The sequence below is a fragment of the Planctomycetaceae bacterium genome (assembly GCA_021371795.1).
GTDB lineage: Bacteria > Planctomycetota > Phycisphaerae > Sedimentisphaerales > UBA12454 > UBA12454.
In genome coordinates this window covers 133,552-157,461 of record JAJFVK010000021.1, presented here as the reverse complement: position 1 = coordinate 157,461, position 23,910 = coordinate 133,552, and the positions used below count along the sequence as shown (strand labels likewise).

21 protein-coding genes and 1 tRNA gene are annotated in these 23,910 nt (G+C 45.3%); 14 read left to right on the top strand and 8 right to left on the bottom strand.

Going from position 1 to position 23,910, the window contains the following annotated elements:
- Positions 1-20: 20 nt before the first annotated feature.
- The 6 genes from LLF92_11455 to LLF92_11430 all read right to left on the bottom strand — a co-directional run bounded on the left by LLF92_11455 (position 21) and on the right by LLF92_11430 (position 5,959).
- Complete coding sequence (locus tag LLF92_11455) at positions 21-1,601, bottom strand: HD-GYP domain-containing protein (GenBank protein ID MCE5341721.1); 1,581 nt, start codon at positions 1,599-1,601, stop codon at positions 21-23.
- Between the two features lie 12 nt (positions 1,602-1,613).
- Positions 1,614-1,997, bottom strand: a complete 384-nt coding sequence (locus tag LLF92_11450) for a response regulator (GenBank protein ID MCE5341720.1) — start codon at positions 1,995-1,997, stop codon at positions 1,614-1,616.
- A gap of 218 nt (positions 1,998-2,215) precedes the next feature.
- Positions 2,216-2,659 (bottom strand): tRNA (adenosine(37)-N6)-threonylcarbamoyltransferase complex ATPase subunit type 1 TsaE, encoded by a 444-nt coding sequence (tsaE, locus tag LLF92_11445; GenBank protein MCE5341719.1) that lies wholly within the window; start codon positions 2,657-2,659, stop codon positions 2,216-2,218.
- A complete protein-coding gene (locus LLF92_11440; protein ID MCE5341718.1) occupies positions 2,660-3,559 on the bottom strand; it encodes a thiamine-monophosphate kinase in 900 nt (299 codons plus the stop codon). It lies immediately after the preceding gene.
- Position 3,560: 1 nt separating this feature from the next.
- Positions 3,561-4,943, bottom strand: a complete 1,383-nt coding sequence (argH, locus tag LLF92_11435) for an argininosuccinate lyase (protein ID MCE5341717.1) — start codon at positions 4,941-4,943, stop codon at positions 3,561-3,563.
- A 65-nt stretch (positions 4,944-5,008) separates the two neighbouring features.
- A complete protein-coding gene (locus LLF92_11430) occupies positions 5,009-5,959 on the bottom strand; it encodes a hypothetical protein (GenBank protein MCE5341716.1) in 951 nt (316 codons plus the stop codon).
- 153 nt (positions 5,960-6,112) lie between these two features.
- Between LLF92_11430 and LLF92_11425 the strand changes: the two genes are divergently transcribed.
- The 3 genes from LLF92_11425 (at position 6,113) to LLF92_11415 (ending at position 10,372) form a co-directional block, all read left to right on the top strand.
- Positions 6,113-6,679, top strand: a complete 567-nt coding sequence (locus LLF92_11425; GenBank protein MCE5341715.1) for an RNA polymerase sigma factor — start codon at positions 6,113-6,115, stop codon at positions 6,677-6,679.
- Positions 6,676-8,664, top strand: coding sequence for a von Willebrand factor type A domain-containing protein (locus LLF92_11420; GenBank protein MCE5341714.1), 1,989 nt, complete (start codon positions 6,676-6,678; stop codon positions 8,662-8,664). Before LLF92_11425 ends, LLF92_11420 begins: the two co-directional genes overlap by 4 nt.
- A gap of 88 nt (positions 8,665-8,752) precedes the next feature.
- A complete protein-coding gene (locus tag LLF92_11415; protein MCE5341713.1) occupies positions 8,753-10,372 on the top strand; it encodes a hypothetical protein in 1,620 nt (539 codons plus the stop codon).
- Here LLF92_11415 and LLF92_11410 read toward each other — a convergent pair.
- The gene (locus LLF92_11410; GenBank protein MCE5341712.1) at positions 10,369-10,896 is read right to left on the bottom strand and encodes a hypothetical protein; all 528 of its coding nucleotides are present in this window, start codon (positions 10,894-10,896) and stop codon (positions 10,369-10,371) included. The two genes, LLF92_11415 and LLF92_11410, sit on opposite strands and share 4 nt — an antisense overlap.
- 149 nt (positions 10,897-11,045) lie before the next feature.
- On the opposite strand from LLF92_11410, the gene LLF92_11405 reads away from it, so the two are divergent.
- The 9 genes from LLF92_11405 to LLF92_11365 all read left to right on the top strand — a co-directional run bounded on the left by LLF92_11405 (position 11,046) and on the right by LLF92_11365 (position 21,282).
- On the top strand, positions 11,046-11,759 hold the full coding sequence (locus tag LLF92_11405; GenBank protein ID MCE5341711.1) for an ATP-binding cassette domain-containing protein: 714 nt from the start codon (positions 11,046-11,048) through the stop codon (positions 11,757-11,759).
- 103 nt (positions 11,760-11,862) lie between these two features.
- Positions 11,863-14,556: a Gldg family protein gene (locus LLF92_11400; GenBank protein MCE5341710.1), complete on the top strand. Its 2,694-nt coding sequence runs from the start codon at positions 11,863-11,865 to the stop codon at positions 14,554-14,556.
- A 61-nt stretch (positions 14,557-14,617) separates the two neighbouring features.
- Positions 14,618-15,718, top strand: coding sequence for a DUF4340 domain-containing protein (locus tag LLF92_11395; GenBank protein ID MCE5341709.1), 1,101 nt, complete (start codon positions 14,618-14,620; stop codon positions 15,716-15,718).
- A gap of 238 nt (positions 15,719-15,956) precedes the next feature.
- Positions 15,957-17,648 carry a hypothetical protein gene (locus tag LLF92_11390; protein ID MCE5341708.1) on the top strand — a complete coding sequence of 564 codons (1,692 nt, stop codon included), beginning with the start codon at positions 15,957-15,959 and terminating at the stop codon, positions 17,646-17,648.
- Between the two features lie 141 nt (positions 17,649-17,789).
- Complete coding sequence (coaD, locus tag LLF92_11385) at positions 17,790-18,293, top strand: pantetheine-phosphate adenylyltransferase (protein ID MCE5341707.1); 504 nt, start codon at positions 17,790-17,792, stop codon at positions 18,291-18,293.
- 4 nt (positions 18,294-18,297) lie between these two features.
- Positions 18,298-18,669: a 6-carboxytetrahydropterin synthase gene (locus LLF92_11380; protein MCE5341706.1), complete on the top strand. Its 372-nt coding sequence runs from the start codon at positions 18,298-18,300 to the stop codon at positions 18,667-18,669.
- Between the two features lie 149 nt (positions 18,670-18,818).
- Positions 18,819-19,322, top strand: coding sequence for a UvrB/UvrC motif-containing protein (locus tag LLF92_11375; GenBank protein ID MCE5341705.1), 504 nt, complete (start codon positions 18,819-18,821; stop codon positions 19,320-19,322).
- A gap of 13 nt (positions 19,323-19,335) precedes the next feature.
- Entirely contained in the window at positions 19,336-20,385 is a 1,050-nt protein-coding gene (locus tag LLF92_11370) for a protein arginine kinase (protein ID MCE5341704.1), read from the top strand.
- Positions 20,386-20,484: 99 nt separating this feature from the next.
- Positions 20,485-21,282: a M15 family metallopeptidase gene (locus LLF92_11365; GenBank protein MCE5341703.1), complete on the top strand. Its 798-nt coding sequence runs from the start codon at positions 20,485-20,487 to the stop codon at positions 21,280-21,282.
- Positions 21,283-21,496: 214 nt separating this feature from the next.
- On the opposite strand, the gene LLF92_11360 is transcribed toward LLF92_11365, so the two are convergent.
- Positions 21,497-21,571: transfer RNA gene (locus LLF92_11360), tRNA-Pro, on the bottom strand.
- 182 nt (positions 21,572-21,753) lie between these two features.
- On the opposite strand from LLF92_11360, the gene trxA reads away from it, so the two are divergent.
- Both trxA and aspS read left to right on the top strand, forming a co-directional pair.
- Positions 21,754-22,080, top strand: coding sequence for a thioredoxin (trxA, locus tag LLF92_11355; GenBank protein ID MCE5341702.1), 327 nt, complete (start codon positions 21,754-21,756; stop codon positions 22,078-22,080).
- Positions 22,081-22,124: 44 nt separating this feature from the next.
- Entirely contained in the window at positions 22,125-23,909 is a 1,785-nt protein-coding gene (aspS, locus tag LLF92_11350; GenBank protein MCE5341701.1) for an aspartate--tRNA ligase, read from the top strand.
- The last annotated feature ends 1 nt before the right edge of the window (position 23,910 follow it).

Below are 23,910 nucleotides of genomic sequence, written 5' to 3'. Positions count from 1 at the left end.
TAGTTTTTCACTTTAAGTTTTTAACTTAAAAGAGCGCCGATGGCGAATGTTCCGTAATCTTTAATATTGTCGGCATATATGTCGCCGTTTTGGCCTGTTTGCAGGATTTCCCAGAGTTTGTTCAGATTGCTCTTGAGGAAAATTCCGCCGACTACCGGGTCGAATTGTTTTCCGAGATTTTTTTCGATTTCGACAATCGCTTCTTCCAGCGACAGCGCTTTGCGATACGTTCTGTGCGAAGTCATAGCGTCGAACGAATCGGCAATCATTACAATTTTCCCCGCAAGCGGAATGTTGTTGCCGGCCAGACCTTTCGGATAACCTTTGCCGTCGAACCTTTCGTGGTGGTGCAAAATGCCCGGCACGATATCCTCCATCTGGTGAATTTCAGAAATTATGCCTGCGCCGATTGCCGGATGTTTTTTCATCTCTTCGTATTCCGCTTCCGTCAGTTTGCCGGGTTTTTTCAAGACGGATTCTGCTATTCCGATTTTGCCGATATCGTGCAGCAGGCCGGAAAGATAAATTTTTTGTATTTCTTCCGGCGGCATACCTTTTGCTTTTGCGTATTGTTCGGCCAGCCACTTTGCGATGACAGCGACTCTGTCTGAATGGCCTCGTGTGTACTGGTCTTTTGCGTCGATGCTGTTGACGAGCGATTTTAAGGCGCCTATCAACAGTGCTTTAAGGTCTTTGAATAAATTATGGTTGCCGATAAATACTGCGCACTCTGTCGCAACAGCGTTAAACAGTCTGATGTCGTTTTTGTCGAAGTCGTTTCTGTCCAAAAGGTTTGTCGCGACCATTATGCCGCTGATTTTGCTGTTATTGCTTAGCGGAACCGCGAGTATGTTTCGCACTCTGCCGTGCCATTCGTATTTAAACATGCCGCTTATTTCGCTGTCTATCAGCGCGTCGGAGCCGGCGGCCATTACATCCAGCAGTCTTTCGAAAAGTACTTCCGTATCATTTTCACTTTTATAATCTATCGCCAGCAAACCGGTGCCGGCCGAGAGAACGAGTTTTTTTGTGTCGTTGATTTTCTTTTCAAGGAATATCGCGATTCCTTCGACTCGCACCAGTTCAATCAGATTATCGCACGCAATCTGGAGGAAATTCGAGTCAGTCTGGCTGACGCGCATATTTGTACTTATCTTGTAAAGCAGCATAAGTTCTTCATACGTTTGTGCCAGTTCACCGCTGATGAGTTCGATTTGCTGTGTGTTTTTCAGTTCGCTTTGAAAGCTTTTGATAAAGATTCGCAGCGTTTGTTTGGCCATCGCCGTAAAAGTGCAGTTCGGCCCGCAGTCAATAATGGTTATCGCGACAATTGTTCCGTCCGCAATCAGACAGCAGCCGATAAATCTGCCGCCGGGGCCAAGTTCGTGTATGGAGCCGGTTTGCGAGTCGAATATTTTTTGGGCGAATGCCGCCAGACCTTCGTAATCGCTGATAAATTTTTCGCCGCTGTGATTGACGATGGTGTTAAGTCCAGTGTCGTAAACGAAGAAGTTAAGGCCTGTATCCACCATTTCTTTGGCGAATTCCTTGAGTATTCTCAATTGGCCTGAAGTCAATCTGTTTTGCGTTGTGTTCAGCATTGGTTTAGTCCGTCATTTAGTTGTTGCGCTGGCTAAAATATTTTCAATTCGGTTTAATATTTCTTTTGGACTGAAAGGCTTGCTCAAACAGCAGGTGATTCCCGCTTTTTCCATTTGCTTTTCATCCAGTTCAGTTTCTTTTGTGGTCAGCAGAATGAACGAGATGTCGGTCAGTCCGCTTTTTTTACGGATGTCTTCGGCAAGTTCAACGCCGCTGATATTCGGCAGTTGATAGTCTGCGATTACAAACTCCGGCTTTTGCTGACAGCACAGGATAAACGCTTCGTCGCCATTGTTTGCGGTTACAACCTCGAAGCCGTTATTGCGCAGCTTTGCGGAAATTATCTGCACTACGCTGCTTTCGTCGGAAGCCACTAATATTTTTTTTGTTTCCATAAAGTCTTTCTGTTTTTTTAAATTAAACAGGCACTTTGGGAATAATTATGGCAAGCAGTAGCTCTGCAAACCGAAACCCCATTACATTTCATTAATTTCCCTCCGTGGAGAAAAAGTTTATAAAGCATTTGTTACAGGAGTGTTATCGGTAAATAAAATATGCGACTTAATCTGCCAGAAGGGCGGTATGGTGAGCAAAACGTAAGGTATGTGCAACTTTATATATTGCTGTTTAGTCCGGTAATTCGGAGGATTCGGCTGTTTGGGCAGTGGTGGCGCATTTCAATGTGTATTTTTTTGAAACCTTCCAGAGCCTGGGTAACCTTATCCGCCCATTCTATAAGAACCACTGATTCAGGTCCGATATAGTCTTCAAAGCCAAGGGCGGCAAATTCCTGTATGGTGTTGATTCGATATGCGTCTATGTGAAAGATATGAAACCTGCCTTGGTATTCGTTGACGATTACGAAAGTAGGGCTGCTGACGTGTTGTCGATTGGAAGCGCCTGCTCCTGCTGCGATGCCTTTAATTAGCGTGGTTTTTCCACTGCCGAGATTGCCCGTCAGGCAAACGAGCATTCCGCCCTGGAGAGCGTTGCCGATTTTCCTGCCAATCTCATGAGTTTGTTCAACAGATTCTGATATTATCTCTTGTGTGTTCATTTATTTTAAATGGTCGTATCCGCCGGGTTTTAAATCGACTATTTTGCCGTCAGGCATTTGTATTTTCACTGATTTTTCTTTTGTGATTTTGCCGACAGCGGTAATTTTAGTTTTGAAAGGCCAGTGTTTTTTCAGTGCTGCGTAATTTTTAGCCGGTATTGTAAAAAGTAGTTCAAAATCTTCGCCGTCGTTTAACGCTCCGTTCAAACCATTTGCGGCTTTGGAAACAGGGATTTTGACGGAATCGACAATTGCGCCTTTTTTGCTCAACCTGCAAATGTGATTCAAGTCTGTGCTTAAACCATCACTGATGTCCATCATTGCATTAGCACCGGCTTTAGCTATTTCGAGCGATTCCTTTAGTCTCGGCTCAAAAGTTAAATGCCTGCCTTTCAGCGACCCGCCAAGTGTACCAGTAACGCAAACCAAATCACCGATTTTTGTTGTGCTGCGTTTGACTGGTTTTGTTTTGCCGAGGGTACTCAACATCGCAATACTTATCGCCAGTGGTTTGTTCCAGCTTGTCATATCGCCGCCGATAAGAGGGCAGTTATATTTTTTTGCGGCCTTTAAAATTCCTGTGTGCAGTTTCTTTAAATTGGTCGTGCCGAAATTTCTCGGCAGCGCAACCGAAACAACCGCCGCAAGTGGAATCGTCGCCATCGCAGCGCAATCGCTCAAACTTACCGCCATTGATTTATAGCCGATTTGTGCGAGAGTATGTTTTTTTGTATCGAAGTGGGTGCCGTCTAAAAGCATATCTGTCGTGATAAGCACCGAATCACCTCTCGGCAGCCGTGCCTGTGCCATATCATCGCCGATACCGATAGGGAATTTGGCTTTGCTCAATTTGCATTTAGCCATGAAATACTGAACAAGCTTTGTTTCGCCGGTACTCATATTAAGCTAACTGCTTCTTCCAGTAATTTATTTGTTCAGCCATTTGTGCAGGCGAAGCAGCAGAAGCAGTCGCATAAGAATTAGCTACATTTTTACCGCCGAGGCATTTGTAAATATCTTCGCCGATAACATCCGAAAACTTTTTGAAGTCCTCTATACTCGTTTCACCGAGGCTTTTATTTTCTTTTTCGCATTTTGCGACAAGGCTGCCGACGATTCCGTGCGCTGTACGGAACGGAATGCCTTTCTTGACTAAATATTCAGCAAGTGCCGTCGCATCAAGAAAACCTTTATCAATGCCCGCTGCGATTTTTTCAGTTTTGAATGTCGTATTGTTCACAATCGCACAGGCCATATCGATGCACGCTTCAATCGTATCGCTTGCGAAGAAGACGTGGCGTTTATCGTCCTGCAAATCGCGGTTATAGCCGCTGGGCAGCGCTTTGAGAATCGTCAAAATAGCCATTAGCGAACCGTATAAGCTGCCGGTTTTGCCTCGCATAAGTTCGAGCATATCCGGATTACGTTTCTGCGGCATCATACTTGACGATGTGCAAAACGCATCGTCGATATGAATAAAATCGAATTCAGTTGTCGAGAAAACAATCCAGTCTTCTGCCAGTTTCGACAGGTGCGTTGAAATCATGCAGCAGTCGAAAACAAATTCCGCGCAAAAATCACGGTCTGAAACCGAATCAATCGTATTATATGTAATATCTGAAAAACCAAGTAGGCTTGCCGTTGTTTTTCTGTCCAAAGGCAGCGAAGAGCCCGCAACCGCTCCGCTTCCCAACGGCGAGACATTCAGAATCGTCCGACAGTTTTTTAAACGGAGATTATCGCGATTGAGCTGTTCGACAAAACTCAAAAGATATGCCGCAATGGAAATCGGCTGCGCACGTTGAAAATGAGTATAGGCCGGCATAACATCATTTGTATATTTTTCCGCCAGTTTCACGAACGCCTTTTGCAGTGCGTTGATTTTTGCCTGTACGATTTCAATTTCGTCACGCATCCAAAGGCGGATATCAGTAGCGACTTGGTCGTTTCTGCTTCGGCCGGTGTGGAGTTTTCTGCCCGCGTCACCGACCTTGGCGATAAGTGCCGCTTCGATTGCCATGTGAATATCTTCGAGTTTTTTATCGAATTTGAATTTGCCGCTTTCGATTTCGTGCGAGATTTCGAAAAGGCCGTCTTTTATTTGTTTCAGTTCGTCTTTGGTCAGGAGTTTCTGCTGACAGAGCATTTCCGCATGTGCGATAGAGCCGGCGATATCATATTTATACAGCCGGGTATCGAACGAAAGCGATTCCACGAAATCGACCGCCAGCGAATTTGTCGCCTTTGCCAATCGATGTTCCCATGATTTTTGTGTCTCTGCCATATTATTCTCCGTAAAGTTTATCGCAATGTATTATAACCGCGAATTACGCTTTTTTAAATTCAAAATTAAGAATTAAGAATTCGTTCATTTTTTGGTCTTGTCTTCCATCTGCGGTGAATCCACCAGTATTGCGTCGGGTCGTGCCTGATGCAGTCCTCAAACGCCTTTGTGTATTCCTGTGTAACCCAAAGCAGCGGGTCGTCTTTGCCTTGCCATTCATCGGGCGTTATCATTCGTTTGACTTCTATTTCAAAAAAGAATCTGTCGCCGACTCTTCGTCCTACGCCGGCGGCAATCGGCAGATTATATTGAATCGCCAAAAGTCCGATGCTCTTGTACGAGCTTGCCTTCCTGCCGAAGAAATCGACGAAAGTGCCTTTCTTGCCTGCGTCCTGGTCCGCGACAAAGCACAGCGTTGAGCCTTTTTTGATAATTTCATCCATGTGTTCGGATGCGCCTTTTTTGTCGATGATTTTCTGACCTTTGCGCTGCCGAACATCGTAGAGAAACTTATTAATAAATTTATTGTCTAACGGCCGGGCGATACTGTAAATGTCGAAGCCGAATTCGCCGAGCAGATACCCGATAATCTCGAAATTGCCGTAATGAGGCGTAACCAGCAGCATCGGCTGTTTGCCCTGCATCATCCATTTCGGTCGTTCACAGTTGATGTACCGTGAATAATCTTCCCAGTTATCCTTGCGAATCAGCCGAGTCGAGAAAAGCACATCGACAAACATCATCAGCAGAGATTCGAAACTGCGTATGCCGGTCTGTTCAATCCATTTTTCGTCTTTGTCGGGAAAAGCGGCGTGCAGATTATCAAGAGCGCGTTGTCTGCCGCGGCCGTAATGTTTCCACAATAATCTACCCAGCGACCGTGCCGTTTTCAAACAGCTTTCGACCGGAAACAGAAATACGAAGAAAAGCCCGATGCGCAGCAATACATATAGAAGCCAGTGCTCGAGTACTGTTTTCTTGCGTTTTTTTCGTTTTCGTTCTTGGTGTTCTGCCATTCGTGATATTTTATCCGCCGATAACTCTTTGTCAAGCATAGCCTTATAAAATAGATTTTCGCATCGGGAAAATTTCGTGAGTAATTTGCCGTCTTTGCGCATAATAATAACAGAAGCGGTTAATTGAAAGATTGCAGGTTGGTGTCGGACACGATGGAACAAACAGACTTCTCGAAGATAAGTCAGGGCGATTCTGACGCATGGCGGCTGCTGCTCAAGCAGGCCATACCGCTGATTTATCGAATGTTCGTATCGCGATGGCCGAATCCTTCACTTGCCGAAGAGTTAACTCAAAAGACAATTTTCGACGCCGTCAAATCCGCGAAAACTTATGATTCGCAAAAAGGTTCGCCTTATACCTGGCTGCTTGCGATTGCGCGAAATAATCTTGCGTATGAAGCCAGAAGCAGGGCGGCCAGAAAAACCATTGATGAGGATTTGACCGGTTGGCTCGAAATTATCGACAGGCAGCCGCTTCCAGACGAGGTCCTCGAAAAATCGCAAACTGCCGACACTGTTCGGCAGGCACTAAACAGTCTCGACGAAAAATCGCGGGATGTTCTCAAGGCCAAATATCTTGACGACCTTTCCGCAGGTAAAATCGCCGGGAAACTTAAATTAACCGAAAAGGCTGTGCACAGCTTACTATACCGCGCACGAAATGCGCTGCGTGATAAATTAATAAAGTTGAATCCTCATATTGAGGAGCAAAGCAAATGAAAAAGAAAAATGAACAATTTGAAAAAAATATCTCTCGGCTGATAAAGCTGACAAACGATACTAATTCGCCGTCAGAAAACTTCATTGATAATCTGACTAATGATGCACTGACGCAGCTTTCCCGGCCGCAGAGTACGGGAGTTAATAAAATGAAACCTTTATACAAACGAATTTTAAAAATCGCCGCCGTCTTCGCATTCGTCGCGATTATTGCAGCGGCAGTTATGAGACCGAGTTTGAGTAAGATGCAGTATAGTAAAAAAGTTTATCAATATGAAAATTCTAAACAAATTGCACATCCAGGCCAACCGCAAATTACAAAAGTTGAAAAAGAAAATATTGCCGGCAAACCGCCGCAAATTGCGAGTGAAATGAAGGCGAAAGAGGAAAAGCTTGCCTACGTTATGAGAGGCAGATCTGACGCTGATTTATCTGTCAGCAAAGATAGGCGAATGGGCGTTGCTCTAAATGAAAAACCTGCTGGCTTAGCCGGTAGGTTGTATTATGATGAAGTGCAAAGCGCTTATTCTCCTGCTCATGGCGGAACAATGCCGCCCAATGGCGAAAAAGTTGACGCTATGTTCTTCAAGAACTATGGCGTAAATCCATTCGTCGATACCGAGGACGACCACCTGTCAACATTCGGAATGGATGTCGATAACGCAAGCTATACTTTGTGCAGGTCGTATTTGAATAATGGAACATTACCGCCGAACGATGCCGTGCGCGTTGAGGAATTTGCGAATAATTTCAAGTATGATTATAAACCGCCGCGAAAAGAAACCTTCGCGCTATATACCGAAATCGCACCCTGGTCTTTTGGTCAGGAGCGAAAGAATAGTTACCTGATGAGTGTCGGCCTTATTGCGAAAAAAATCGCACCAGAAGACCGAAAGCCCGCGATACTGACATTTGTGATTGATGTCTCCGGCTCAATGGGCAGAGAAGACCGTCTCGAATTGGTAAAAAGATCGCTGCGTATGCTTGTCAATAATCTAAATGATGACGACAAAATCGGCATCGCGGTTTATGGCTCACGAGGCGAAAAAATCCTAAGCCACACCGGCCTTGACGAAAAAGACGAAATTATCTCCGCCATTGATTCGCTGCATCCAAACGGCTCGACAAACGCCGAGGAAGGAATCCGCATCGGCTATGAAATGGCGAGAAAAGCATACAAGCAGGGGCATATCAATCGTGTAATCCTTTGTTCTGACGGCGTCGCGAATGTCGGCAACACCGGCCCCGATGAAATCCTGAAAATGATAAAGGAAGAATCACGCAAAGGCATTACGCTTTCAGTGATTGGCTTTGGGATGGGAAATTACAATGACGTGCTGATGGAGCAGCTCGGCGACAAAGGCGACGGCCATTACGCCTACGTCGATACGTTCGAAGAAGCCAAAAGAATCTTCGATGCCGATTTGACAAGCACGCTGCAAATTGTCGCGATGGATGCGAAAATTCAAGTCGATTTCAATCCCGAAGTCGTGCGTAGTTATCGTTTGATTGGCTATGAAAATCGTGATGTGCCGGACGAAAAATTCCGCGATAACAAACAGGACGGCGGCGAAGTCGGCGCTGCGCAGAATGTTACCGCTCTTTATGAGTTGAAACTCTGGCCGGACAAAACCGGCAGAATTGCCAATGTGTTCGTCCGCTATAAAAATGTTGATACCGATGAGGTTGAGGAATTTAAGAAAGCGATAACAACCGACAAAATAGAAGGTGATATCGAATCAGCCTCTGCGAATTTTAAACTTGCCGCCGCCTCGGCACAATTCGCTGAAATCCTGCGAAACAGCTATTGGGCAAGAGACGCGAAACTTTCCGATACGCTCGAACTTGCAAAACAAGTCCGCAGCGAAAGGCAAGATGATGAAAATGTGTCGGAGCTTGTTGATTTAATCAAAAAAGCGGATAGACTTATGCAAAGTCAAAAGCAAACTAATGATTCTGAAAACGAAAATGATTCTGAAGATTAGAACATAACTGTTTAGCCCTGCCATCATTTTAATCCTGTAAAGGACTATGGCAGGGTTTAAATTTATTAAAATGCGGAAGGAGCATATTATGAAATGTATTAAATTGGCAGTTGTATTTATTTTGTTTGTTGTGGGATTATCACAAGCGGCGGTCGAAAGTAAAGTGCAGCAGGTGGCTCTCTTCAAAAACGGTTTGGGGTTCTTCATCTCGCAGCTTGAATGTCCGGAGCAAAAAGTTTTCACCGTTGCCCAACAGCCTGCACCATCTCTCGGAACGTTTTGGGTCTCTTATCCGGACACCGCAAAGCTTGAAGGTATAATATCCAAAGAAGTTACATCTGAAAAATCAACGCAGGCGATAAATATTGCCGAATTATTGCAGGCCAACATCGGGCAGGAAGTTTTACTGTTTATGGATGGCAAAGACGATGCGCCGATAAATGGCGTAATAAAATATTTCGCCGAGAACAGGGACCCGCAGCCGCTGCCTAATGCTTGTCCTGTCCAGCAGGCAAGTTTAATGATTGTTCAGACTGAAACCGGCGAAGTGGCTTTGAATCCCGCAGAGGTAAAACAGGTTAAATTTACCGGCAGCGATATAAAAAGAGATTTCGGCAGAAAAGAAAAATCCGTTCAGCTTGAATTTACAATGGCACAGAACTGCCCCGGCGAACAATTAACCATGAGTTATCTTGCCAAAGGCATAACGTGGACGCCGAGCTATATTATTGATATTACCGATACCGACAAAGCATCTGTCTCGGCCAAGGCGATGATAGTAAATGAAATTTGCGATTTGAATAACGTTACAGTCCAGCTTGTTACCGGCTATCCGAATTTGAAGTTCGCCGATATCATCAGCCCAATCGCGAAGAAAGAAAGCCTTCTGCAATTCATGCAGGCACTGGCTCAAAGTGAAAACGAATCAAAAGCTATGCGAGGAATTTCGGCCGGTAATTTTAAAATGCAAAATATGGCGAAATATGAAATGTCAGATTTAGCCCAGCCTGTTGATTATGGCTCAATGCAGGAAGGTGCGACTGCGGAAGATTTATTTTTATATCCGCGTGAGAATGTTACGATTGCAAAAGGTCAGGTCGCGTATTTGCCGCTGTTTACAGAATCTGTGGATTATACACATATCTACGAATGGAAAATACCGGATTATGTCAATGCCGATGAACAATACTATTACAACAATCGTCAACAGCAGCAGCAAGAGCCGGTAGAGACGGTTTGGCATTGTTTGCGATTGGAAAATTCCACACAGATTCCCTGGACGACCGCCTCTGCGGAAATAACAAAGGATGGCTTCATAGTTGGTCAGGATATTTTGAATTACACTCCGTCGATGACCAATACGACGTTAAAAATCACACAGGCAGCGAATGTAAAGGCAGAGCAAATCGAGCTTGAAACAGACCGAAAGCAGGATGCCTCGCAGTTATATGGTTATCACTATGATTTGGTTACAATTACCGGTAAACTCTCGATAGCCAATCATCAGGACAAGGCCATTACAGTAGAAATATGCAAAACCCTTTCCGGCGATGTAAAATCATCAGAGCCGAATGCAAGCGTCGAAAGTCTCGCCCGCGGTCTGAACAGAATGAATCCTGTCAGGAATTTAACGTGGATGATAGAACTTGCTGCCGGCGAAAGCAAACAGCTTGGTTATATTTACGAAGTTTATGTTAGACGCAATTAAAATTTCAACTGTGCCAGCTTTTGAATGCCTTGTTCAATGTTGATTTTCACAAGGTTTTCATTGGCTTTTTGCAGTCTGTCGAAAGTAACAAGTTCATCGGTCAGTTTGCTTGTATAAACCGAGTCGATAATTTCGTTGCAGACGACTTTGCCGTCAGTGTCGATAAGCTGCCATTGAGTTGTCATTGTCAAATCGAAATCGCCGATATGTCCCGGCAGGATGTGTTTTATGACGGTAACTTTCAAGTTGTAATCGGCATTGCCGGTTTCGATTGCCTCTTTAAACAAGCCGGTGCTTTGGATTGATTTGATTAATGTTTGAGTGTACCGCTCATTGGTCAGGCCGGAGGTCTGAAGTTTGCCGATTTTTTCCCAGCCTGTGGTTTCGATTTTGACCGAATATGGGTGTTTATTTTCCAAAGTCAGACTATTGGCTGTCATTTTCGTAACGCTTGAGCCGCACCCGCCGGCAAGCAAACAACTGATACTAACTAATATAATGGTATTCAAAACATTGCGTTTCATAACAAATCCTTTCAAAGTGAGCCCGAATCATATCAAAATTTTATTATGTTGCGAACCAAAAATGAAATATTATCGTACTTGACGATAAGATTTTGCTTTATATAATCTCTTGGAATGTCTAAATTTAATTTTTATAACAGGGATATAAAATGATAAAGATTAAGGATTTGCGTAAGACTTTCGGGCCAATTATCGCAGTTGACGGAGTATCATTTGATGTCGCCAAAGGGCAGGTGCTGGGCTTCCTGGGACCCAACGGCGCGGGAAAAAGCACGGTAATGAGAATGTTGTCCTGCTTTTTACCGCCGGATGGCGGAACTGCCGAGGTTTGCGGCTTTGACATCATCAAAAATCCAATCTCGGTGCGGAATAATATCGGGTATCTGGCTGAAAACGTCCCGGCTTACAGCGATATGGCGGTCGGCGCGTTTTTGAATTTCATTTGTGATGCTCGCGGTCTGTGCGGCAAGGCTCGCAAAGAGGCGCTGGACAAAACCGTCGCGATGTGTCATATCGAATCGGTATATCATCAGACAATCGAAACACTCTCAAAAGGGTACAAACGCAGAGTCGGCCTTGCGCAGGCTCTTATTCACAATCCGCCGGTTTTGATTATGGACGAACCGACAGACGGCCTTGACCCCAACCAGAAGCACGAGGTTCGTCAACTTATCGCGAATATGGCAAAAGAAAAATGTATCGTTGTTTCAACGCACATTCTTGAAGAAGTCGAAGCCGTTTGCGACAGGGCGATTATCATCGCCAAAGGAAAAATTCTCGCAGACTCCACGCCGGCGAAATTGAAAGAAGAGTATCACGGCACGCTGGACGAAGTCTTTAGAAAGATTACGAAAGTAGCTTAACGAAAATAAAACAAAATCGCAGATTACACTGATTACACGGAAAAATAAAATAGTATTTATAATCCGTGAAATCTGCGAAATCAGTGATTAAAAGGAAAGAATTATGAATGGTTTTTGGGCAGTATTTAAAAGGGAATTCAAATCGTATTTTGCGACGCCATTGGCGTACGTATTTCTGGTAGTGTTCCTGTTCTTCTCGGCTTATCTGACATTTAAGGGCGGATTCTTCGAGGCACGTCAGGCGGATATGTCGGCGTTCTTTATGAATCTTCCGCTTTTGTTTGTGTTTCTCGTGCCCGCCGCTGCGATGCGTCTTTGGGCTGAAGAGAAAAAGACCGGCTCAATCGAGTTGCTCTTTACGCTGCCGATAACGATTCGTCAGGCCGCACTCGGCAAGTTTATTGCCGCCTGGGCATTTCTGATTGCTGCTATTTTACTGACGTTCCCGATGATTATTACGGTATGCTATCTTGGCGAGCCGGACATTGGTTTGATTATCGTCGGATATTTGGCAGCGATTTTGATGGCCGGTGGATTTTTGGCTGTCGGCTGCTTCTTCTCGGCTATCAGCAATAATCAGGTCATTAGTTTTGTGCTTTCCGTTGTGGCGTGCAGTATTTTAGTATTCGTGGGAATGCCGACGACGATGAATTATCTTTCGACATTCCTGCCTGCCGGCGCGGTAACCGCGATAAGCAAAATGAGTTTTCAGGAGCATTTCGATTCGATACAGATGGGCGTGCTGCAATTCAAGGATATCGCGTATTTTGTGATTCTTATTGCCGGCTGGGTCGCCTCGTGTATTGTTGCCCTTGACGAAAATAAAACCGTCAGACGATATGTCGCGGTTGTGTTTGTGCTGGTTATTAGTTTCAGTTTCATAGGCATTTGCCAGAATGTCGGTAAGCATCTGAAAGCCGACGTTACACAGCAGAAGATTTACAGTTTGTCGAACGGTACGAAAGCGATTCTGGGTAAGCTGAATCAGCCGATAACGATGAAGCTTTATTACGCCAGGACAGCCGCGATGAAAGGCCCCGACCAGATTCGCTATTTCAATAATTATTATGAATTTGTAAAATCGCTATTGATGGAATACGAAGCGGCCGGCAAAGGAATGGTAAAGCTGGAGCTTATCGACCCGCGTCCGTATTCGGATGACGAAGTCTCGGCGATTCGCTACGGCCTGAAAAAATTCCCAATCACAGAAGAGGAAAATTTCTTCTTCGGTCTTGTCGTCCAGACGCAGTTCGGCGTTGAAAAATCTATTCCGGTATTCTCGCCCAACAGGCAGAATTTCGTTGAGTATGATATAAGTTATTTGATTGATACGGCCATTACCCGCCAGAAAAAAACTGTCGGCGTTATGAGTTCTCTGCCGGTTGTCGGCGACGATGTAACGCCTTATATGGCTCGAATGATGCAGATGCAGGGGCAAACTCCCGCCCAGCCGTGGGGCATTGTTACACAGCTCAAACAGCAGTATGAAGTGAAGAATATCCCGACCGATGTGAATAAAATTGAGGACGTTGATTTACTGCTGGTCGTTCATCCAAAAGATTTGCCCGAGCCGGCACAGTTCGCAATCGACCAGTTTGTGCTTAAAGGCGGCAGAACGATAGTTTGCGTTGACCCGTATTGTGTTGTCGATGTGCCTCCTTCGCAGCAGCAGATGATGCAGATGCAGGCACAGCACGACCCGTCATCGTCACTTGACAGATTGATGGTTAGCTGGGGACTGGAGATGCCGAAGAACACGTTCGCCGGCGACAGGGAACTTGCTGTTGACGCTTCGTTAAGACAGGGCGAACCGCCGCAGAAGATTATCGGTTATTTGCAGATGACTTCGGAATGTTTTAATAAGAACGTCGCGATTTCAGCCGAGTTGAATCAGGTTGATTTCCTGTTCAGCGGCGTGCTGAATGAGCTGACAATGACTGACGAAGAAAAGAAGGAAACGAATATTGAAAGAACGCCGCTGGTTATGACGACATCGCGCGGTAATAGCTGGCGTGTCGATAATCAGTTTGAGCTTATGACGCCGGATATGGGTTCGCTGATGAAGAAATTCACAGATGGAACGCAGCCGGTGAAGATGGGTTATCTTGTAACTGGAAAATTCAAGAGCGCATTCCCGAAAGGCATTGATATCGAAACCGACAAGCCCGCTGACGCCAACGACCCCAATAGCCCCAAGCAGAATCTGCACATTGCCGGCCTTGCGCAGGCGGACGCGAACTGTGCGGTAGCGGTTTTTGCCGATGTCGATTTCATCAGCGATATTCTTGCGTACAGGAGTTCAATGTTTGGCATGATGATTGTCGGCGACAACAGCGCAATGATAATGAACGCGATAGACGATTTGAGCGGTTCAAGCGAACTGATTTCGATGCGTTCCAGAGGCAATTTCAAGCGACCGTTCCTCGTCGTTGACAAAATCGAAGCCGAGGCCGATTTGCAGTCCGCTGAAAAGGAAGACGAAATCAATAAGAAAATTGAAGGCTTTGAAAACGACTTAAGGGCAGTGCTCGGTTCGGCCAAAGAAGGCCAGGAAGAACTGATTGAAAGTTCGATTCTGCAAAAGAAGAAAGACCTTGAACTGAAAATTCTTGAGGCACGCAAAGAGCTTCAGGAAATCAAGAAAATAAAAGTACAGCGTAAAGAACAGCTTGGCAATAAACTGCGGAATTTCAATATGCTCGCCGCACCGGCTGTGATTCTGATAATCGCGATTGTGCTCGGCATTTACAAAGGCACAAGGAAACGCAAATATATCAGCCACGCAAGCGATTCATAACGAATTTAATATTTAATATTGAAAATTTAAGATTTTTAGATGGGAATTTGGAGTTATTTCAATGAGTGATAAAAGAATATCATTTTTAGGTATTGTAGCGGCAGCTTCAGTTGTTCTTGCTTTGGTTATTTCACAATATGCCAACAAAACAAAGCCTGCCGCGTCAGCTATGGGTTCGCTTGTACAGGGGCTTGACCCGGCTGGTATTCAGAAAATCATTGTAAAGCAGGGCGGCAAAACCGTTACGCTTCAGCACAAAGGCAATGAATTTGTGATTGCTGAAAAGGATGGTTACCCCGCGGCAACGAAAGTGGTTAATAATTTGTTTACATCGTCGCTGGACATAAAGACCGTCGAGTTATACACCGAGGATGAGAAAAATTACGCAGACCTCGGCGTAACGGATGCCGACTCGCAGGCGATGCTTACGTTCTACGATGCAGCCGATAAACTTATCACCGGCTTTATCATCGGCAAGGATTCCGAATCGGGCAAAGGTAGTTTGTGCTATGGCAGACTTGTGAACGATAAGAAAGTTTATGTGCTGGCAAATGTTCCATGGATACGCAGCGAAGCGGTTGAATATACGAATCAGGATCTCATTTACATTAAGAAGGAAAGCATCGATTGGGTAACGGTTACTTCACCGGAAGGTTCGTATTCGCTGACCGCCGATGCCAACGGTGCCGTTGTAAAACTCAAGGAACTGCCTGCCGGCAAAAAACAGAAAGACAGCGAATGTCAGCAGGTACTCGGCGCTCTTTCAAATTTGAGATTCGACGATATGATGTCCGAAGACAAAGCGAAGGATTTGGACTTCGACCGCAAGTTCAGTCTTATGAAAAAGGATTCGACTCTGATTAGTATTGAAATTGCCAAAAAGGATTCCGATACATACATAAAATGCAGTGTTGACTTTACAGACAAAACGCAGGTAACAAAAGAGCAGGGCGTTGAGTCGGCCGATGAGCTTAAAAAGAAGGAAGCGAAACTGCTGGCCAAAGAAAGCGCGATGAAGCTTGCCAATGCAACCAAAGGCTGGGTCTATAAAGTGCCTTCATATATGGGAACGAATATGACAAAACCGCTGGCTGATTTGGTGGAGGATATCTCCAAAGACGCCAACGATGTTAACACTCCGAAAACTGCAGAACAATTATAATAGCATTTTTTTGCTAATTTTAGTTCTGTTTAGTTCATTAAAACGTTAGAAGACGTTGTGTGCGTTGTTTTTACTTGTAAAATATATTTTTGGGGCGTAGAGTAAAACCATCAGAGCCCTAAGCGTTGAAGCGAAGCGGAAACCCATAAGCGAAAGCGGGGTTAGCGCAGGGTAAATAGAAATGAAAAACTTAGTGTCTTAGTGCCTTAGTGGCTACGTTAAAATTTTCGGAGAAAAAATGAGTAATAATGCAAAAGCAGTTTGTTTGGATAGTATAAAAAACGCATCACCTCGCAAGCCGGTTATCGGCGTTTTCGCTCCCGGCGATCCCCGCATTGACGCTGACAGCAGAAAACGCGTGCAGAACATTATCGCAATGGTTGCCGATACGATTTGCGGCGCAGTTATAATGCCGGATGGCCAGCCGGTACAGGTTGTTTATTCGGATGTCCTCGTCGATGGCGAACCGCAGGCTGACCTCGTCGCCCAGCAGTTCAGAAACGCCGGCGTAAACATTCTCGTCTGCGCTCCGGACACATGGGCATTCCCGCAGCTTACATCGATTTCGCTTCTTCAGCAGTTCCCCGCTGAAACGCCGATGAACATTACCTGCGGCAACAGCGGTCCCAAGCCAGGCGTTGTGTATGCACATGCTTTAAGCGGCGCGATTTCGCAATACGGCAGACTCGTAACCCTGAACGTCGGCAACTGGGATGACAAGGGGTTGAATCCGCAGATGAGCAAAGAAACCGCAAAGAATCTTATCGACTGGTGTTATTCAGCCGTTACTTATGTGGCGTTGAAGGGCCGCAGAGTTGTGCTTTTCGGCCACGATTCGATGGGTATGGAAACCGCTCTGTCTCACGTTATTCCGACAAGAAATACTTTCGGATTGGAAATTACAAGACTCGATATGAAACTGCTGGCTGATATGCTTAGCAAAGGCGCTTATGACAAAAAAGAATTATCAGCACTTCGCGCATGGATAGACAAACACATCGGCAAGAGACTTCAGGTCAAGACCGCCGAAGAAAATGAGCGTTTCAATATTTCACTGGCGATGTACCTGATTGTTCGCGATTTGATGGCGCAGCTCAATGCCGTTGGCGGCGGATTTATGAGCCAGCTCGAATGGGGCAGCGACAAACGCGGCATTCCGATGCCAGTCGCAGATGTTATGGAATCGCTCTTCAACAGCACATTCGACCATAACGGCCCAAAACAGGCGATACCGTACGCAACTGAAGCCGACTGTCAGGCATTGCTCACAATGTTATTCTTTAACTGGCTCTCCGGCGGGAATCCACCGCTGTTTATGGATTTGAGAAAAATCTGGGAAGCATGGGAAATCAAAGGGCTGGCGAAGAAATTGGGAATTAAATCTCTGCCGAAGAATGCCGACTGGCTCAAGAAGGGCCTGGTTGACGGCAACAACAGCGGCTCGGCTTCATTCGATTGGGCGCAATTGCCAGGTACAGACATTAAGAAAATTATGTCTGGCATTTCTATGCCTCTTGCGAGTCTTGATTACTTCGCGGGCGGCGGAAATTCAATTACATTTATGACACCTGCCGGCATTGAAGGCCTCGCAGGCAGAATGGCATATTGTTCAGCGAACAACAAATTTAGTTTGATTTGGGACGAAGCTGTAACAACAGAAGTTCCCGAAAAGCTCGGCAAAGCGATGTGCGATTTGACAGACCCGAACTGGCCGCATACGTTCCTCGTTCCGAAGTATGCGACGATGGTCGAGTATAAGCAATACGCCGCGGCAAACCATCTGCACATGATTTGGAATACTCCGGTCGCAAGACTCCAGCACTGGATGGATATGACAGGCGTAGTCAGCGTAACACCATGGGCGGCAAGACCGTCGTTTATTGAAGGCGTTGACAGACCGCTGCCGTTGCTCAAGTTGATTAAAGGTTAAGTGTTAAGTTGATGTAGAATGTTCCAAAACCCCGTGCGGCGTTATGCGTACACGGGGTTTTTTATTTCCCAAATGATATAATATATGAATATTTGACGTTAATGCCGTTTGGGGTATAATTATAATTTGAAAGGTGGAATTATGTCCAAAAAATTTGTTAGAGCTGTTTTTCCCGGCTCATTTGACCCTATTACCAACGGCCATCTCGATGTTATAAGTCGCGGTATTAAGTTATTCGACGAAGTGATAGTCGCGGTCGGCAACAGTCCGTTGAAAGACCCGCTTTTCACGCTTGATGAGCGCGTTGAGATAATAAAACCTCTTGTTAAAGATATTCCCTGCGTTAGTGTCCAGAGTTATGATTGCCTGACGGTCGAGTATGCCGCCAGCGTCGGTGCTACGGTTATTTTGCGTGGTTTGCGAAACCTAACGGACGTGCAGTATGAATTTCAGCTTGCAATGACGAACCGAGCGGTTGCCGGCATTGAGACGATTTTTATTATGACCAGCGAACAGTACGGCTTTACAAGTTCTGCGCTCATCAGACAGATCGCTTCGCTTGGCGGCAACGTCGCGAATCTGATTCCCGCAGGCGTTTATGAAAAATTGCAGAAAAGACTGACTGAAAAAAATATCAGAGGGTAAAAATATGTTTACCATTACGGTTAGTACTGTTTTTGTTGCGGGCCATCAGCTTAAATTCACGGCCGGTGCCGAATCGTATCACATTCACGACTGGCAGGCCGAGGCCGCTGTCGCCGGCGAGCATCTTGACCAAAACGGTCTGCTTTTGGACTTCAACGACCTGAAAAAGACAATCGACGAAATTGTTTCGCCGTTCAGCGACAGGGCACTGGAGGATTTCGACTGCTTTAAGGATATGAATACTTCGGCTGAAAATGTCGCCAAATATATTTATGACAGTATTAAAAAGCAGCTTCAGCAGGGAGTAAAACTTTTATATGTTGAAGTTACCGAAGCCCCCGGTTGCAAAGCAAAATACAGTGAAAAACAGGTTTAGTAGAATGGGAAAATAGCCGATAATAATATTGAGTCTATTTTGACTGTTTTTTGATATAATAATATTCGATTATTAGCCCCCGCACCTGCCTGCACTCGCAGTCGAAGACAAGGGTGTGGCGGGGGTAATAAATTCAGGAAAATAACGTTATGCAATGTGAAATTTGTAAAGATAAGACAGCAACGGTACATCTGACAGAGATAGTTGACGGCCACAGAACGGAAAGCCACCTGTGCCAGGCTTGTGCGCAGAAGGAAGGCGTTACGGTCAAGAGTCAGCTTTCGCTCAATGAGTTGTTAAGTTCTCTCATTGCCGCCCATCAGCAAACCGACGGCGCAGAGGCTGTCGAAAAGACCGGCAAAGTCTGCGACCAGTGCGGTACGACGATGGAGCAGTTCAGAAAACAGGCATTGTTGGGCTGTCCGAACGATTACAAAGTTTTCGAAGATGATTTGCACGACGTTATCGAAAAGACACAGGACGGCAATTCACAGCACATTGGCAAAGTTCCTCCGTCAGTTACCGGCGAGGACACAAAAGACAAGTCCGTAATTGATGATTTGAAGCGCCGGCTCGATGCAGCGGTTAAGGCCGAGGATTACGAGCTTGCGGCAAAATTAAGAGACCAGCTCAAGGCTCTTTCGCAGGCATAGTCGGAAAAATTCAATGAGACTAACAGATTTAAGTATGAAAATAAGCAGATGGTTCGACCCTGTCGCACCATTATCGGACATTGTAGTCTCGTCACGAATTCGGCTTGCCCGAAATTTAGCGGGTAAAAAGTTTGCCACACGATGCAGCGATCTGGAAAAAAGTGAAATTCTGCAAACGCTCAAAGAAGTAATTCTTTCGCTCGGCTCACTCGGCGATATTTTCTTTATAGACATCGAACACGGCACAACAATCGAACGCGACCTGCTGATAGAACGGCAGTTAATCAGCCGGAATCTCGCCGCAGGCACCGGCCCGCGCGGAGTTGTAATTGCCCAAAATGAGCTTTTCTCTGCGCAGATAAACGAAGAAGACCATTTGCGTCTTTGTGTTCTTGCTCCCGGCTTGAACGTTGAAAAATGCTGGCAGCGAATAAACGAAATTGATAACGAGATTGCTGAAAAAGTCGCGTATGCGTTCAGTTCACAATACGGCTATCTTACCGCCTGCCCAACGAATCTTGGCACAGGAATCCGCGTTTCGGTAATGATGCACCTGCCTGCGTTGAAGATGACCGACCAGTTGAAAAAACTTTTCGAATCAGCTCGTGATATGAATCTTGCCATTCGCGGTTTGTTCGGCGAAGGCACTGAAGCTATCGGCGATTTCTTCCAGATTTCGAATCAGGTAACACTCGGCATAAGCGAACAGAAGATTGTTGATGATTTTCAGAACTTGATAATTCCGAAAATTGTCGAATATGAAAGAATTGCTCGTGATAAACTTTTGACCGGAGAAGTAAATATCCTCGATGATAAAATTGCCCGCGCACTTGCTCTGCTGAAAAGTGCAAAGCTGATTAGTTCGCACGAAGCCATGTTTCTGTTGAGCAATTTGCGTATGGGTATCAATATGGGCAGGGTAAAGGAAATTTCCATCGAGACAGTCAATGAGTTATTTCTGCTGACCCAGCCGGCTCATCTGCAAATCAACAAAGGCCAATCTCTTAATCCCGAACAGCGTGATATTCTTCGCGCTGAAACTCTCCGTTCAAAACTCAACTAAAGAAATCCGACTTTCCACGAATGTATTTTTTGTTTTGAGCTGACAAAATGTCTTGCGAAAAAACTCTTTCACTTTAAAATATGATCACTGGAGGTAACAATGTCAAAGTTACTTTGTTGTGTTTTTGTTTTTTCATTTTTGTTTGTCGGCCTTGCCTTTGCCGAGTTGAATCTTGACGGTCTTTCCCCGTCCGATGTCAATCAGGTTAAAACTGTTCTCGGCGAACTTGAGCCTCTAATCAGAGAGAGAGACGAAAAACATAATCTTGCTTCGCTTGCATTTAGTGAGCTTTACGCTCCGCTTACCGAAAGCCAGAAAATATTCCTCAAACAATTTGAAACTCTTGACGCTAATGCAATATCGGTCAAAATTCCATACCTTGGAATCGCACAGGGTAATGAGGAATTCGTTATCATCACAGGGCAGAAAATTAAAATCAAAGGCGAACCATATATTTTGCCGCCGCAATTTCTGCCGAAAGATGTAAACGAAAGCTATACAAAAATGATGGATGCGATGCAAAAGGAAATCGGCAAACGTCTTTATGTCGAATCCGCATATCGCAGCAGCGCATACCAGTTATACCTGTTTGTATTTTATCTCTCAAACCATGATTACTCTATTCGTGAAACCGTAAAATATGTTGCGTTGCCGGGCTACAGTGAACATGGCTGCCCGCGCAGACAGGCACTCGACTTCATCAACGAAGACGGCATTAATGGCGACGGCTGCCCTGAAAAGTTCGAGGTACTTCCGGAATATGTCTGGCTGATGAAAAACGCACAAAGATTTAATTTTATTCTCTCGTATCCGAAAGATTCCAGTGCAGGTATTACTTACGAACCGTGGCACTGGCGGATTAAAGAAAAAAATTCCACCCAAACAAACCAACAATAAAAACGATTAATACCAGCGACTAACGGCATCGCGACAAGCAGGCAAACGTATCTGTAGTTTACCTGTTTATTTCTTTTGAAAGTTGAGAGTAGAAAATAGACTGCAGTAGAGATATTGAACCATCCAGCCATCATTAATTGCCCGCAGAGCAGGCGATTTGCTCTATTTTCAACTATCTACCCTCTACTGCTCTGATTTTGAGCTCTGCTCAAAATCGGGGCGACAGGATTCGAACCTGCGACTTTCAGACCCCCAGTCTGACGCGCTAGCCAAACTGCGCTACGCCCCGAAAAAATAAGAATAATTTTGGATTGTAGCTGTTTCGGTGGAAAAATACAACCAATTTTCTTTGTTAATACATATTCTGACGCCGGCCGGGACGGCAAAATAGTTTGACTTTGACGTTTAAAACGACTAAAATCCGCTGCTCGATGAATTTAGCCGCAATTACGCATAAGGAAAGGACGTAAAATGGCCGGAAATATGATTGAACTTACAGATGCTACCTTTGACAGTATAGTACATGGCGATACACCGGTTCTCGTTGATTTTTGGGCGCCTTGGTGTGGTCCGTGCAAAATGCTTGCTCCTGTGATTGAAGAAATCGCAAACGAATACGCAGGCAAAGCGAAAATCTGCAAACTTAATACTGACGAGCATCACGAAGCGGCCGTTGAGTTCGGCATTAGCGCCATTCCTACGGTTATTTTGTTTAATAACGGCGAAATGGTAAAAAAATGGGTCGGTTTGGCTAAGAAGTCTGACATTACAGACGCGATAGACGAACATCTGTCGTAGTATTTGCTTTATATTAAATTTCTTAAGAGTATCGGAAAGATTTTATGCTTAAAAGAACTCATAACTGTGGTCAACTGCGTCTTGAAGACGCCGGCAAAAAAGTAATTCTTGCGGGCTGGGTGGATTCATATCGCGACCATGGCAATCTTGTCTTCATTGATTTACGCGACCGTGAAGGATTGACGCAGCTTGTTTTCGATCCAAAAGCACAGCCCCAAATGCACAAGCTCTCTCGCGATTTGCGATGTGAATTTGTCATTGCGGCAAGCGGTAGCGTAAGGCCTCGCGGCGAGGGGTTGGATAATCCAAAGCTCAATACGGGTAAAATCGAAGTGCTGATTGATAATCTTGAGATTTTGAATAAAGCTGAAACGCCGGTATTTGAACTTCAAAATGCTGAATCAGTCGCCGAAGAGACGCGTTTGAAATATCGTTATCTTGATTTGAGACGCCCTGTAATGCAGAATCGTCTTAAAGTGCGTCATAAGGTTACAAAGGTCGCACGCGACTTTTTCGACAGCAAAGGTTTTTGGGAAATCGAAACGCCTTTCCTCGGCAAAAGCACGCCCGAAGGCGCAAGAGATTTTCTCGTGCCAAGCAGATTGTGTTCTGGAAATTTCTATGCGTTGCCGCAGTCGCCGCAGCTTTTCAAGCAGGTGCTGATGATCAGCGGCGTTGATAAATATTTTCAGATTGTCAGATGTTTCAGAGATGAAGACCCGCGTGCCGACAGACAAGCGGAGTTTACACAGATAGATGTCGAGATGAGTTTCGTCGAAGAAGACGAGGTGATTACCGTTCACGAGCAGCTCATCGCGGCAATTTGGAAAGAAGTGCTCGGCGTTGAAATTAAACTGCCGATTAGAAGAATGACATATCAGCAGTCGATGGATGATTACGGCATCGACCGTCCGGATTTGCGTTTTGGTATGATACTCAAGGATATTTCAGAAGTCGCAAGTCAGTCGCAATTTAAAGTCTTTACCGATACCGTTCAGAAGGGCGGCATTGTTAAAGGTCTTTGCGCACCGGGCGGAGCGAAATTTTCACGAAGCGATATTGAAAAAACCTTCACGGGTGTTGCGCAGGATTTTGGTGCAAAAGGTCTTGCGTGGTTCAAGGTTATTAAAGATGAACAGGGAGGCATAGATTTGTCGAGCAATCTGACGAAATTTTTCACGCCTGAACAGCGAAAGGCAATCATTGCCAAATTCGATGCGAAGGTTGACGATTTGCTGCTGTTTGTCGCCGATAAACCAGCTCAAACGAATAAAGCGCTCGCGCCGTTGAGGCTCAAAGTTGCCAGAGATTTAGGCCTTATTGACGACAAGGCGTATGAACTGGTTTGGATTATTGATTTTCCATTGTTTGATTGGAACGAAGGCGAGAATCGTTTTGATTCGCTGCATCATCCGTTTACAGCGCCTGTTCCGGAAGATATTCACAAACTCGATACAGACCCCGGCCATATCAGGTCGCAGGCTTATGATATTGTTGTCAATGGTTCTGAAATCGGCGGCGGAAGTATTCGTATTCACCAGCCGGAGATTCAGGCCAAAGTTTTCGATTTGCTGAAAATTTCGCGAGAGCAGGCCAAAGACAGATTCGGCTTCTTCCTCGACGCGCTTAAGTTCGGTGCTCCTCCGCACGGCGGAATTGCGTTAGGTCTCGACAGGCTTGTAATGTTCCTTACCGGAACTGACAATATCAGGGACGTTATCGCGTTTCCGAAAACACAGAAAGGCCAGTGTCTGCTTACCGATGCGCCGAGCTCTGTGGAACAGAAACAGCTTGACGAATTGAATTTGAGAACGCAAACGCACCATTAAA

What these genes read in the sequence shown, in the direction of transcription:
- LLF92_11455 (MCE5341721.1), bottom strand. Translation starts at nt 1,601, where the DNA reads ATGCTGAACACAACGCAAAACAGATTGACTTCAGGCCAATTGAGAATA.
- LLF92_11450 (MCE5341720.1), bottom strand. Translation starts at nt 1,997, where the DNA reads ATGGAAACAAAAAAAATATTAGTGGCTTCCGACGAAAGCAGCGTAGTG.
- tsaE (MCE5341719.1), bottom strand. Translation starts at nt 2,659, where the DNA reads ATGAACACACAAGAGATAATATCAGAATCTGTTGAACAAACTCATGAG.
- LLF92_11440 (MCE5341718.1), bottom strand. Translation starts at nt 3,559, where the DNA reads ATGAGTACCGGCGAAACAAAGCTTGTTCAGTATTTCATGGCTAAATGC.
- argH (MCE5341717.1), bottom strand. Translation starts at nt 4,943, where the DNA reads ATGGCAGAGACACAAAAATCATGGGAACATCGATTGGCAAAGGCGACA.
- LLF92_11430 (MCE5341716.1), bottom strand. Translation starts at nt 5,959, where the DNA reads ATGGCAGAACACCAAGAACGAAAACGAAAAAAACGCAAGAAAACAGTA.
- LLF92_11425 (MCE5341715.1), top strand. Translation starts at nt 6,113, where the DNA reads ATGGAACAAACAGACTTCTCGAAGATAAGTCAGGGCGATTCTGACGCA.
- LLF92_11420 (MCE5341714.1), top strand. Translation starts at nt 6,676, where the DNA reads ATGAAAAAGAAAAATGAACAATTTGAAAAAAATATCTCTCGGCTGATA.
- LLF92_11415 (MCE5341713.1), top strand. Translation starts at nt 8,753, where the DNA reads ATGAAATGTATTAAATTGGCAGTTGTATTTATTTTGTTTGTTGTGGGA.
- LLF92_11410 (MCE5341712.1), bottom strand. Translation starts at nt 10,896, where the DNA reads ATGAAACGCAATGTTTTGAATACCATTATATTAGTTAGTATCAGTTGT.
- LLF92_11405 (MCE5341711.1), top strand. Translation starts at nt 11,046, where the DNA reads ATGATAAAGATTAAGGATTTGCGTAAGACTTTCGGGCCAATTATCGCA.
- LLF92_11400 (MCE5341710.1), top strand. Translation starts at nt 11,863, where the DNA reads ATGAATGGTTTTTGGGCAGTATTTAAAAGGGAATTCAAATCGTATTTT.
- LLF92_11395 (MCE5341709.1), top strand. Translation starts at nt 14,618, where the DNA reads ATGAGTGATAAAAGAATATCATTTTTAGGTATTGTAGCGGCAGCTTCA.
- LLF92_11390 (MCE5341708.1), top strand. Translation starts at nt 15,957, where the DNA reads ATGAGTAATAATGCAAAAGCAGTTTGTTTGGATAGTATAAAAAACGCA.
- coaD (MCE5341707.1), top strand. Translation starts at nt 17,790, where the DNA reads ATGTCCAAAAAATTTGTTAGAGCTGTTTTTCCCGGCTCATTTGACCCT.
- LLF92_11380 (MCE5341706.1), top strand. Translation starts at nt 18,298, where the DNA reads ATGTTTACCATTACGGTTAGTACTGTTTTTGTTGCGGGCCATCAGCTT.
- LLF92_11375 (MCE5341705.1), top strand. Translation starts at nt 18,819, where the DNA reads ATGCAATGTGAAATTTGTAAAGATAAGACAGCAACGGTACATCTGACA.
- LLF92_11370 (MCE5341704.1), top strand. Translation starts at nt 19,336, where the DNA reads ATGAGACTAACAGATTTAAGTATGAAAATAAGCAGATGGTTCGACCCT.
- LLF92_11365 (MCE5341703.1), top strand. Translation starts at nt 20,485, where the DNA reads ATGTCAAAGTTACTTTGTTGTGTTTTTGTTTTTTCATTTTTGTTTGTC.
- trxA (MCE5341702.1), top strand. Translation starts at nt 21,754, where the DNA reads ATGGCCGGAAATATGATTGAACTTACAGATGCTACCTTTGACAGTATA.
- aspS (MCE5341701.1), top strand. Translation starts at nt 22,125, where the DNA reads ATGCTTAAAAGAACTCATAACTGTGGTCAACTGCGTCTTGAAGACGCC.